Annotated in this window: 11 protein-coding genes and 1 other RNA gene; 5 read left to right on the top strand and 7 right to left on the bottom strand. The window is 40.9% G+C overall.

The window, feature by feature from the left end; all coding sequences use genetic code 11:
- Positions 1-145: 145 nt before the first annotated feature.
- From K6G33_RS13830 to K6G33_RS13820, 3 genes are all read left to right on the top strand, one after another.
- The gene (locus tag K6G33_RS13830; RefSeq protein WP_296780595.1) at positions 146-2,464 is read left to right on the top strand and encodes an anaerobic ribonucleoside triphosphate reductase; all 2,319 of its coding nucleotides are present in this window, start codon (positions 146-148) and stop codon (positions 2,462-2,464) included.
- A 12-nt stretch (positions 2,465-2,476) separates the two neighbouring features.
- A complete protein-coding gene (gene nrdG, locus K6G33_RS13825) occupies positions 2,477-2,977 on the top strand; it encodes an anaerobic ribonucleoside-triphosphate reductase activating protein (protein ID WP_296780593.1) in 501 nt (166 codons plus the stop codon).
- A gap of 111 nt (positions 2,978-3,088) precedes the next feature.
- Positions 3,089-4,129 (top strand): alpha/beta hydrolase, encoded by a 1,041-nt coding sequence (locus K6G33_RS13820; protein WP_296780591.1) that lies wholly within the window; start codon positions 3,089-3,091, stop codon positions 4,127-4,129.
- Positions 4,130-4,186: 57 nt separating this feature from the next.
- On the opposite strand, the gene ssrS is transcribed toward K6G33_RS13820, so the two are convergent.
- Both ssrS and K6G33_RS13810 read right to left on the bottom strand, forming a co-directional pair.
- Positions 4,187-4,371, bottom strand: a non-coding RNA gene (gene ssrS / locus K6G33_RS13815) — 6S RNA.
- Positions 4,372-4,453: 82 nt separating this feature from the next.
- Complete coding sequence (locus K6G33_RS13810) at positions 4,454-4,747, bottom strand: DUF1292 domain-containing protein (protein WP_296780588.1); 294 nt, start codon at positions 4,745-4,747, stop codon at positions 4,454-4,456.
- A 955-nt stretch (positions 4,748-5,702) separates the two neighbouring features.
- On the opposite strand from K6G33_RS13810, the gene K6G33_RS13805 reads away from it, so the two are divergent.
- On the top strand, positions 5,703-7,148 hold the full coding sequence (locus tag K6G33_RS13805) for a trypsin-like peptidase domain-containing protein (RefSeq protein ID WP_296780586.1): 1,446 nt from the start codon (positions 5,703-5,705) through the stop codon (positions 7,146-7,148).
- A 138-nt stretch (positions 7,149-7,286) separates the two neighbouring features.
- Here K6G33_RS13805 and K6G33_RS13800 read toward each other — a convergent pair whose 3' ends face one another.
- The 5 genes from K6G33_RS13800 to fabG all read right to left on the bottom strand — a co-directional run bounded on the left by K6G33_RS13800 (position 7,287) and on the right by fabG (position 11,716).
- Complete coding sequence (locus K6G33_RS13800) at positions 7,287-7,802, bottom strand: isochorismatase family cysteine hydrolase (protein WP_296780584.1); 516 nt, start codon at positions 7,800-7,802, stop codon at positions 7,287-7,289.
- 88 nt (positions 7,803-7,890) lie between these two features.
- On the bottom strand, positions 7,891-8,280 hold the full coding sequence (locus tag K6G33_RS13795) for a thioesterase family protein (RefSeq protein WP_296780582.1): 390 nt from the start codon (positions 8,278-8,280) through the stop codon (positions 7,891-7,893).
- 10 nt (positions 8,281-8,290) lie between these two features.
- A complete protein-coding gene (locus tag K6G33_RS13790) occupies positions 8,291-10,228 on the bottom strand; it encodes an LTA synthase family protein (RefSeq protein WP_296780580.1) in 1,938 nt (645 codons plus the stop codon).
- A gap of 186 nt (positions 10,229-10,414) precedes the next feature.
- Positions 10,415-10,999, bottom strand: coding sequence for an HD family hydrolase (locus K6G33_RS13785; RefSeq protein ID WP_296780578.1), 585 nt, complete (start codon positions 10,997-10,999; stop codon positions 10,415-10,417).
- A 12-nt stretch (positions 11,000-11,011) separates the two neighbouring features.
- A complete protein-coding gene (gene fabG, locus K6G33_RS13780; RefSeq protein ID WP_296780576.1) occupies positions 11,012-11,716 on the bottom strand; it encodes a 3-oxoacyl-ACP reductase FabG in 705 nt (234 codons plus the stop codon).
- 131 nt (positions 11,717-11,847) lie between these two features.
- On the opposite strand from fabG, the gene K6G33_RS13775 reads away from it, so the two are divergent.
- Positions 11,848-12,051, top strand: coding sequence for a DUF896 domain-containing protein (locus K6G33_RS13775; protein WP_296780574.1), 204 nt, complete (start codon positions 11,848-11,850; stop codon positions 12,049-12,051).
- Positions 12,052-12,053 lie beyond the last annotated feature (2 nt).

Here is a 12,053-nt window from a genome sequence, read left to right as displayed (position 1 = left end):
TACATTTTCTACAATAAGCCATATGTTATCCATCGCTCTCATTGTAGAAAATGCACCATTGACATTGGTTGCATTTTGTTTTATACTTATAAAGAACGAAAGAAAGATAGACACTATATATTGTGGTTGGAGGTATGATCAAGACATGATAATACATATTATTAAAAGAGACGGAAGAAAAGTTCCTTTTAATATAGAAAAGATCGCAAACGCTATCTTTAAGGCTGCACAGTCCCGCGGAGGTACGGATTTCAACGTAGCAATGGACGTTGCCGTAGAGGTCTGTAAGCTTTATGAGGAACAGAATCCGGGAAAGACCCCCACTGTCGAGGAAATTCAGGATCTCGTCGAGAAGGTCCTTATAGAAAAAGGTCACGCAAAAACAGCTAAGGCTTACATTCTCTACAGATATGAGCGTACACGCTCCCGTGAGATGAAGACAAATCTGATGTGCGTACTCAACGAGCTTACTTTCAGTCCTGCAAAGGACAGCGATATAAAACGTGAAAACGCAAATATCGACGGCGATACTGCTATGGGTACAATGCTCAAATACGGTTCGGTATCAGCTAAGGAATACTATGAGATGTACGTCCTTGAGCCTGCACACGCCAAGGCTCACCGCGAAGGAGATATACATATACATGATCTCGACTTCTATACACTCACTACTACTTGTACTCAGATCGACCTGAAAAAGCTTTTCACAAACGGCTTCTCAACAGGTCACGGCTTCCTCAGAGAGCCTAATGATATAGCAAGCTATTCTGCTCTTGCCTGCATCGCTATCCAGTCAAACCAGAATGACCAGCATGGCGGACAGAGCGTTCCAACATTCGATTATGCAATGGCTGACGGTGTTAAGAAAACTTACGCCTCAAGGTATATACAAAACATTGCAAGAGCTTTATCACTTATAGGCGGAGCCGAAAATGAATTTGAGATCGCAGACAAGATAAAAAAAGAATTAGCAGAAAATTACGGACTGAAACCGATACTCGCAAATAATAACGGCTATAAGGAAAAGGAACTTGAGATGCTTCTCAAGTACACAGATAAGGATATTGCCGAGAAGATACAGGCTTTCGCCACAAGAAATGCCGAAAAGGAAACAGACAGAGCAACTTATCAGGCTATGGAAGCTCTTATCCATAACCTTAATACCATGAACAGCCGTGCAGGTGCTCAGACACCTTTCAGCTCCATAAACTACGGTACCGATACATCTCCTGAGGGAAGAATGGTCATCAAGAACGTCCTTCTCGCACAGGAAGCAGGTCTCGGAAACGGCGAAACACCTATTTTCCCGATACACATTTTCAAGATAAAAGACGGTATCAACTATAATCCTACCGATCCTAACTATGATCTTTTCAAACTCGCGTGCAGAGTTTCTGCAAAGAGACTTTTCCCGAATTTCTCATTCATAGATGCACCGTTTAATCTCCAGTATTACAAGGAAGGCAATCCTGATACCGAGATCGCATATATGGGCTGCCGTACAAGAGTTATCGGCAATAATTATGACCCGTCAAGAGAGATCGTAACAGGCAGAGGAAACCTCAGCTTTACCTCCATAAATCTCCCGAGACTTGCTATCAAGGCAGATCACAACGTTGGACTCTTCTTTGAGATGCTTGAAGAAAAGGTTGACCTGGTTATAGATCAGCTCATGCACCGCTTCAAGATACAGTCACAGAAAAGAGTAAGAAACTACCCGTTCCTTATGGGACAGGGTATCTGGATAGATTCGGACAAGCTTTCTCCTGATGACTGCGTTGGAGAGGTACTGAAGCACGGTACACTTTCAGTAGGCTTTATCGGTCTTGCCGAGACATTAAAAGCTCTTATAGGAGCACATCACGGCGAAAGCGAAGAAGCCCGTGAGCTTGGTATTGAGATAGTTTCCGCAATGAGGAAGCGCCTCGACGAAGAATCAAAGAGAACAGGTCTCAATTTCTCACTTCTCGCAACTCCTGCTGAGGGCCTTTCGGGACGTTTTGTTCGTATGGACGCTAAGAAGTACGGCATAATCGAGGGTGTTACAGACCGCGAATACTACACAAACTCATTCCATGTGCCTGTATACTATCCTATAAGCGCATTTGAAAAGATAAAGATAGAAGCTCCATACCACGAGCTTACAAACGCAGGTCATATAAGCTATATTGAGCTTGACGGCGATCCCCTCGAAAACCTCGGAGCATTTGAAAAAATTGTCCGCTGCATGAAGGAGTCGGGAATCGGTTACGGAGCTATAAACCACCCTGTTGACCGCGATCCTTGCTGCGGATACACGGGTATCATCGGCGAGACCTGTCCGTGCTGCGGCAGAAAGGAACATACAAACAATGTTGCTTTTGACAGGATACGCCGTATCACAGGCTATCTCGTAGGTACTCTCGACCGCTTCAACAACGGTAAACGTGCCGAGGAGCATGACCGCGTAAAGCATAACGTTTGATAAGGTGATATAATGGAACTCAGAATTGCCGGAACTGTCAATGATTCAATAGTTGACGGTCCCGGAATACGGTTTACGATATTTGTACAGGGCTGCCCTCACAACTGTGAGGGCTGTCATAATCCCCAGACCCATGATTTTAACGGCGGAACTGTAACGACTACAGAAGAGCTTCTTGAAAAGATAAAGGGAAATCCTCTGCTTGATGGCGTGACATTCAGTGGGGGAGAACCGTTCTGTCAGGCTGAAGCTCTTGCAGAACTCGGAAAGCAGATCAAAGAACTTGGACTCAACGTTATTACGTATACAGGTTATACATTTGAGCAGCTTTTGGATAGCCGCGAAAAAAACTACTGGGGAGAGCTTCTGAAAGTTACGGACTATTTGATAGACGGTCCTTTTATCCTTGCACAAAAGGACTGGGAGATAAAGTTCCGCGGAAGCTCAAATCAACGATATATCGACTGTCAAAAGAGTCTTGAAGAAGGACGGGCAGTCGAAACAGAACCATAATTCTTAAATACCTTCGATGTTTTGTCGAAGGTATTTATTTTTTATAATTGACTTATTTTGACATATGGAATATAATAAACATATAAAATATATTTATAAAGGAGCGCTATCATGCCCAACATTGAAACATCAAACGAAACAAAAACAAAGAAGCCTCGCAGCATCGGAAGGAAAATACTCAGATTCTTTGGTATTTTACTGCTGATAATCCTAATCGCTGTAGCGGTACTCACAGTTCGTCATCACATCAAATGTAAGAGCGACAGGGAGATATTTGCTGACGCATACGGCGAATACTTTACGACATCTCACGGTGAGAAGATCAACTACACCTTCTATGACAGCCCCTCAGATGACCTTGCAGTTATCTTACCGGGGTACGGCTGCTATACTGCTCATTATGAGTTCGACACATTTGCTGACAGACTTAAAGATGACTACAAGATACTCATAGTCGAGCCGTTGGGAGTAGGTCTCAGCGACGGTACTGACAGAGTAAGAAGCGTCGAAAATTACTGCGAAGAACTTCACGAGCTTATGGAGTATCTCGACTACGATAAATATACTCTTATGGCACACTCGCTTGGCGGTCTTTACAGCTTATACTATGCAAATAAATATACCGATGAGGTCGAAGCATTTATCGGTATAGATGCATCAGTACCTCACCAGACAGACGACGCGCAGTGGATAGCAAAGCCCGAGAACACAAATAAATTGTATAAGGTCCTCAGGATCGTTTATGTCAAATCAGGAATCCAGAGACTTCTTACAGAGCTTTCATTCGACGAAATAATGAAGCAGATACCAACTCTTACTGATGCTGATAGAGATAAAATGCTTGCTCTTTATTGTACTGCATCAATGACCGACACACAGATGAACGAAATGGCAGAGTTGGCTGAAAATATGAAAAAATGCTACGATATGAAGTTTCCTGAAGAAGTTCCTGTACTTTACGTTCTTGCAAAAGCCAACTGTGATACAATGCCGTCATGGGAAGGAATACATAAGGATCTGGTTACTTCAGACGAAGGCAAGGTCGTTGTAATAGAAGGCGAACACTACCTGCATCATACAAATCTTGATGGCTTACTTAATGAGATCAAAAGCTGGAAAAGCAATATGATGTCAGAAAAGAAGGCAGCATAACAAAAAAGTCCGAAAGCGATGTAATATCACTTTCGGACTTTTAATATAGATCCAAATAAAATATCCGCCTTGCCGTCATATAGTGCATAAAACCCGCACGAAGCAGGTGGGTAAACGCCCTTATGCTTCTCGCTCCCTTCTTCCGCAGTACGGGAGGTCTGCAGTCCACATACGGAGTCGAATTCCCTTGGATTATGTGTTGGATTATAAAAACTATAATTCACCGAACAAGGCAGAAATTCTTTTGTCTGTATATATTATAGCATAAAGAAATCAAAAAATCAATAGTATTTTTATGTAAAATTATTAAAATTTGTAAATTCTTTATTCTTCTTCAAATGCGTCCTGAAGTCTTTCGAGGAAGAATCTTGATACACTTTCAAACTCATCGTCATCATCAATAGATGCAAGGATCTCCTCGCCATCTTCTTCGATAGATTTAAGTATAACAAGATCGCAATCAGAATTCAGGAAATCATCATCTTCAACCGCAGGCAGCATTGCAAAATACTGTTCACCATTGATCTCAGCAGCATCAAAAAGCTCAAAATGCTTCTTATTTCCTTCTTCATCAATAAGCTCAAAAAGATCGGGAGTATATTCGTTCATTTCGGACATATCATTTCTCCTAACTGGCATTGTACCATATGATATTACTATTATACACTAATTTATCGGAAAAAGCAAGAGGAAAAATCAAGGTGATATTTTTGTTGTTAAAATGCACAACAAAAGATACTCCTCTTTGTATTATACGCCGATTTATACTAAAACTATAAAGAATATTCCAATTTTCTATTGACAATTCACATAAGCTGTGGTAATATATAATCAAAGAAAAGGAGAGATCGAAAGAAAACTCCAAGCTGAATTTACTTGGACTGAGGAGAATACCTCAATGTAAATTACTAAATGCGGAAGGGAGAGTGAGTCCGATGGAAGAAAAGCCAAGTCAGCAGCGTGAAGCCGGCGGGCTTGCTGAGTGAGAAGATCGGATTAAGAGGGAATATAGGCGCAACGCTTGTTCCATTGACTGAAAGTTCAAAAAAGCTTAGATCTGACCACGAAGCTGACGTATTGCTGATTTAAACGGCTTCATGTCTAAACTCAGTTTGAATACAGAGTTATCTGAAATTTCGACAATGAGTCTTTAGATATATCGCAAAAAAATTCTTCCAATAGAGGTTGAGTCCAATGAGATAAAAGGTTTATTACTTTATGAATTGCAAACTGTTCGGATCGTGGTTTCGATGCCGAATAAATACAATATATAGGTGATTCCGATGATGTAAATTTTGCAATGCTTAATTACTTCGACAAAGGATGATGTACAATGAAAAAATGGTACACATTAGAAATCTGATCCGAAAGGGTGAGTCCAAAGGGTAATTTAGCTAAGTGATGAAAGTCGCTTTAAAAAATTGAATAGGTTCAGCCCCGATCATGTGGTCGGGGCTTTTGTTGTCTTCTTATTAAATATTAAAAAAATTTGTATTTTCCTTTGGTTATCATATATTTATCACAAAAGTGCTTATAATAGATATAGTGACTAATTATGGGAAGGATGAGTAAATTGTCAGGTAATTATAACGAAAATGATAATTATAGTTCAGACGACTTGTTCGATAAAAAAAGATACCCAGATACAGATCAGAATATTATTGATGAAACTAAAGACCTTAACACTGACATGAACGGATCATATGCGTATACATCGGAAAATGCAGAAAAAACAAAGAAAAAGAAAAATTTCTTCGCACTTAAAACAGCAGCTGCTTTCCTTATGCTTATTGTAGTCAGCGCAGCTACGGTGCAGGTCTATAAATTCCTCAAGGAAACCCGCGACGAACTGGCTGAATTTTCTTCAAGTGATTCTCAGAAGCCTGTATCAAAAGAACTTCATGCATCACAAGGTGATCCCGTGGAAAAGGAAAAGATTCCAAGCCTTATTGAACTTGCATCACGTTCAGATGCAAAGCCGCTTCCCGACATCGTTGATTCCATAATGCCTTCGGTAGTTGGTATCGCTTCGACCTTTGAGTTTGAACAGCCGCAGACATTCAGTATGTGGGGCTGGAGCAATGAACCCGAGACCCAAAATATAAGAGTTACAGGTACAGGATTTATAATCACTAAAGACGGTTATATCGTAACAAACGCTCATGTTGTCTATGACGAACAGTATAACGCAGGTGAGGCTACAGAGGTTTCGGTGTTATTCAGCGATGAGACCGAACACGATGCAACTGTTATTGCATATGACGCTGAAACTGATATTGCCGTTCTGAAGGTCGATGAAGAAGATCTTAAACCGGCAGTTCTCGGTGACAGCGATGAACTCCGAGTTGGTGAGCTTGTTATAGCAGTCGGCAACCCCTTGGGATTTGATCTTTTCGGTACAGTTACAAGCGGCATCGTTTCAGCTCTTAACCGAAAGATTGATATAAATGAGAAAAAAATGAACCTTATCCAGACTGATGCTGCAATAAACAGCGGTAATTCAGGTGGTCCGCTGCTTAACAGCTGCGGTCAGGTCATTGGTATAAACTCAGCGAAAATGTCTGCAAGCTATAGCAGCAATACTGCAAGCGTTGAGGGTCTGTGCTTTGCTATCCCCATGAAGGAAGCAAAAACGATAATAGATGATCTTATCAATTATCGCTATGTTACAGGAAGACCGCAGATAGGCATTTCTACAAACGATATCAGCGAAGCTAAGTCAAGATACTGGAATCTTCCCGTGGGTGTTTATGTCATAGCAGTACAAGAGGGAAGTGCTGCCGATATCGCAGGCATCGAAGAAGGCGATGTTATAATTGACATCGAGGGCAAGGCAATTTCAAACGCCGAAGAGCTTAACGAAGTTAAAAATACATTCAAAGCCGGCGATACGATAACACTCACTGTTTCACGAAACGGTAAGGATATAAAGATCCGCGTTACCCTTGAAGAGAAAAAGAACATCACCGAACAGAAAAAAGAACCATTCAGAAATAACTCTAAAACTTCAGAAAACTAATAAAGTCACCTTTTACAGCGGTACTTATATATAAGTTTTTACATGAGATATTAAGGTAAACCTTTCTGAGGAAAGGTTTACCCCGATAATATCGTGTAAATTTTTTATATAAGTACCGACCTTAAAAGGTGAACTTTTTTATATGTATTCGACTCCGAGAGAAATAAGCTTATTGCGCTTTTTCTCAAGCTTTTCATTTGAAAATCTACAGCCAATGGCATCTTTTATCATTTTGACTTTGTAACCTGCTTTTACAGCTCCCATTGCCGTTGCGCCAACACATCCGCATTCATCTATCCCACATATAGCGAACTCGGTACAGCCCGTCTTTTTTATATGCTCTCTGAAAAGCTTGGAAGTAAATGTATCGGGAAAATTCTTCTCAAAACAATATTCTGATACCAATTCTACTCCTTTATATAACTCGGCACCTTCTGTACCGCTTATCGAAAAGCCTATAAACCAACGATTCGTGACGATATTTGGAAATACCTGTAAAATATAGATAATGTCCCAGCCATTTCTGCTGTATTCAATGATAGTATCATTTACTTTATTAACGAGATGTGGTGTATCGTAAGCAAACTTATTTTTTCTTTTTTCCCATAGATAATCATTCTGCATATCAATAACCAGTAAAGCTTTTTCAGACATAAGAACACCTCTTTCCTTTTATATAATAACATATTATTATAAAAAATGCAACAAAGAAAGGACTTCCGTACATGGAAGTCCTTTCTTATTATAGCTTTGAATACGTTTTAGCAGTGAATTTCTCACCGTAAACAAGGAATCTTTTGTGTATTCCTTCACCGATGTCGCCTGCTTCATCATAAGCCTTTACCGAAAAAACAAGCTCTCTTCCGTTTATCTCGATGAGTTCTGCTTCAGCACACACCTTCATTTTATTAGGTGTTGCAGAGGTGTGCTTTACGTTCATTTCAGTACCTACAGTAGTTTCATCGCCCTGTAGATAATCGGAAATACAGTTGCAGGCAGCTTTTTCCATGAGCATTACCATAACAGGTGTTGCAAATACTTCAAGACTTCCGCTGCCAACATTTACGGCAAGCTCCTTATCCGAAACAGTAAGTTCAGATGTTCCTGTGATACCTTTTGTAATTTCTTTCATATTGATCTCCTTAGTTGTGGGTTGCAAGTTCTTCCTCAGGGATAGGCGAAGGAGAATACTCCTCCATAACTACTCTGTCTATAGTCAGAATATCAAGCTCGTCATTTTTAGGTGTATCGCTGTCATACTCCGTTGAGTAAACAGGAAGTTTTTCCATAAAATCGTTCATTTTCTCAATAAACTGATCTCTTGGAGCGTCTATGATATTCAATATCACATATGGAATATAGAAGAATGAGATCTCCTTATCGGGAACAATTGACAGATCAGCGTTATAATTGCTCCAGAAGAAATACTTCTGCTGATAAAGCGCATCGCAGTTGTCGCCGTTAAGTCCGAGCTGATTATATACACTTGTTTCGCCTCTGAGAGATGGGAAGTGATCGCCTACAAAGAATACAAGTGTGGGTTCGTCTATATCCTTCAGTTCATTAAGGAACTTTTTAAGTCCTTCATTTGTATGCTGAACCCATGTAAGATAATTGCCGAATTCGTCATCAGGATCCTCGCCCTGATTGTAAGGCTGGTGGTTCTGCATAGTAGTTGTGTGGAGATATATCGGTCTGTCAGAAGTTTTTATCTCGGAGATTATCTGATTGAAAACCGATGAATCGTCAACATATGTACCAAAGTGCTGTATCGGAACTGTGAAATCGGTAGTAGCAGACTGGTCATCATGGTATATCATCTTTTCAAAGCCAAAGTGACCGTATATCCTTGCACGGCTGTAGAAACCGCTCTGGAAAGGATGAACATAAACTGTTTCATAGCCCCAGTCCTTATAATACTGCGCAAGTGCAGGCTGTTCACGGTCTGCAAGCTCACGCTGAGGCATATTAGGAGTATTGATACCTCTTACGGGAAGTCCGAAAAGAAGCTCAAATTCAGAGCGGACTGTCCAGCTTGCATATGTAGGGGTGATAGCAGTACCGCCCTTGCCCTCTGAAATCGCTCTGTCGAAGTACTTATAGTACTTATCGTCTACGTTCAATTCGTCAAATGCACGGAAATCAGCATAAGACTCACTCATAATAACAATAACGTTCGGCTTCTTGCCGCCGTTGAAGTCTTCCTCTGTATCCACAGGTATGTTCATGATCTCGTCAATATACTCCTCGCTGTATCCATCAGGAACAACAAGTCTGTTTTCAAAGCTTTCCGTAGCAGTCTGAATAAGGAATGCAAGGAAGTGGTTGTTCTCAAATTTTTCATTGAGAAGGAACGCATTTGTAGCACTTGTAGTATCAATACCGAAAGCTTTATATACAGGCGAATAGAATTTCGGCAAAACAACAAGTGCAGATAAAGAGAGTACACAAACGCACGAAGCAGTCAGTCGGCGAAGCGGAGATGATTTCACCTTAGGATTGAAGTAGATCGCCAGTGCGAGAAAAGCGATAACGATAAGGTAACATATTATCAGCTTTGGAGTTATCTTGATGTAAGCAAAAGATGTAAGACTCTTTACGCTTTTTACGAGCTTCATATCCGAGAGGATAAGGTGGTTTCCGTTAGTTCCGTACTTGAAAAGCTCCGTGGTGCTGAGCGCCATGAAAATAACTCCGTGAACGGTCATTGCAAGCCAGCCTTTTCTGAAAATCCCCAGCAGGAAAACAAAGATCACAGCTGTCAGGATTATATCAAAAAGAATGACCGACGGTCTTTCGGTAAGAAAGTTGAAATACGATGAAAAATATTTTGACTGAGTTATCTCAGCCATGCTGCATATGAAAACAGGGAAGATAAACATCAGGAATATATTTAACTTACTGTATTTTGTCGAATTTTCATCACGTTTTGCATTGAATCTTTTTAATTTCGGAAAGCGTGTTTTCTTTTCTTCAGCCGGTGCGAGCGCTGCTTCGATCGGATCAGCTGCGTTTTTGAGCATCTTATTTTCAGTTCCGTTAACTGACTCTTTGACGCTCATTTTAGACTTTTTTGACATTAGCCATCATCCTTCTGTTGTTTAGTAATAATATCTATATTAATTGACAGTACACTCTTAATATAGCATAATCAAGCGGTAAGTGCAAGTTCAAGGGAAAAAATATCATCATTTATTCACGAAATTCATCGCTTTAGTAATAGTGTACGTGAAAAACTTGTTTTATTTGTGCATTTTGTCAAAATGCTATTTCAACCAGCCTTTGTCATATGCATCATTGATAACGGCTTTTATAGCATCAGCAATTTCATCTGACACCGAAAAATACGAACGATTTCGTTCAAGTACCTGTTCCTTGTAAACTTCGTGCTCCTGCCACGATATGCCGTTCTTGGTATAATTCAGGAAAAGCGGCTGCATTCTGTCAAGGACAGCTGCAAAACGTGCTTCGGGTGTTTCGGAATCCTCAAATTCACGCCACAGAGCGTAGTATTCATCTCTCTGGTCATCGGGAAGCAGTCCGAAAATACGTCTGGCAGCCTTTTCCTCGCGATCCGCCTTTGTTTTGTAACCGTTTTTATCGTAGCAATATGTATCGCCTGCATCAATTTCCACCACATCATGCAGAAGCAGCATTTTTACGACATGAAATACGTCAACAGGCTCATTTGAGTACTCCGCAAGCATGAATGCCATGATCGCAATATGCCAGCTGTGTTCCGCATCATTTTCTTTCCTGTTCTCGTGAAGAACATAGGTCTGACGGTATAAATTTTTCATTTTATCGAGTTCAAGGATAAAATCCACTTGTTTTTTTAGTCTTTCGTTCATGATAATACCTCCTTAAATCACCATTCCGCCGTTTACAGCTAATATTTGACCTGTTATGTACTCTGCCTTAGGAGAGGCAAGAAATGCAACCGCATCGGCTATGTGACGCGGTTCTCCGAATATCCCGAGGGGGATATCCTCATGTATCAGATCAAGGTCTTCCTGAGAAAAACGGCTGTTCATCTCCGTCATTATGAATCCGGGAGCAACACAGTTCACTCTTACGCCCGATGGAGCAACTTCCTTTGCAAGTGCCTTTGTGAAGCCGATAAGTCCGGCTTTTGAAGCGGAATAATCCACCTCGCAGGAAGCTCCGCACTGTCCCCACATCGAAGAAATGTTTATGATACTTCCGCTCTTGGCATTTATCATAGCAGGAAGAGCCGCTCTCGCACAGTTCATAGCACCTTTGAGGTTGACATCAAGTATACGGACAGCTTTTTCGTAAGGTATCGACGTAAAAAGATCTATCTCCGAAATGCCCGCATTATTCACGAGAAGGTCAAGTCTTCCGACCGATGAGAATGCTTCCCTGACCGAATTCGCGTCCGATACATCGAATCCTAAAGCTTTACCGTTTATTTCTGCCGCAATGGCTTCGGCTTTTTCCCGTGATCTTGAATAATTAACGTATACCATGTATCCGTCAGCAGCCAGCTCACGGCAAATTGCCTCTCCTATGCCGCCTGCGCCGCCTGTAACAAGTGCAGTTTTCATATTATTCTTCCTTTCATCAGCTTTATATTTAATGATTATAACACAGAATAATTTAAAAATCCAGTATTGTACTTGAAATTCATAGCAAATCATGATACAATGAAAATATATTTATCTGGGAGTGTTTAATTTTGGATCAGAAAAAAATCGACCGTATAAACGAACTTGCAAGAAAAACAAAGGCTGAGGGACTTACCGAAGCCGAAAAAGCTGAACAGACCGAACTGCGCAATGAATACCGCAGAGCTGTTACGGGAAACCTTGCTGCACAGCTCGAAAATACATACATCATGACACCTGACGGCAAAAAGCGTAAGGTCGGCAAAGGAAGGTGAAG

It is taken from the genome of Ruminococcus sp. (assembly GCF_024691275.1).
GTDB lineage: Bacteria > Bacillota > Clostridia > Oscillospirales > Ruminococcaceae > Ruminococcus.
The sequence above is the reverse complement of the archived record's forward strand: the minus strand, read 5'-3'. Positions and strand labels throughout refer to the sequence as shown.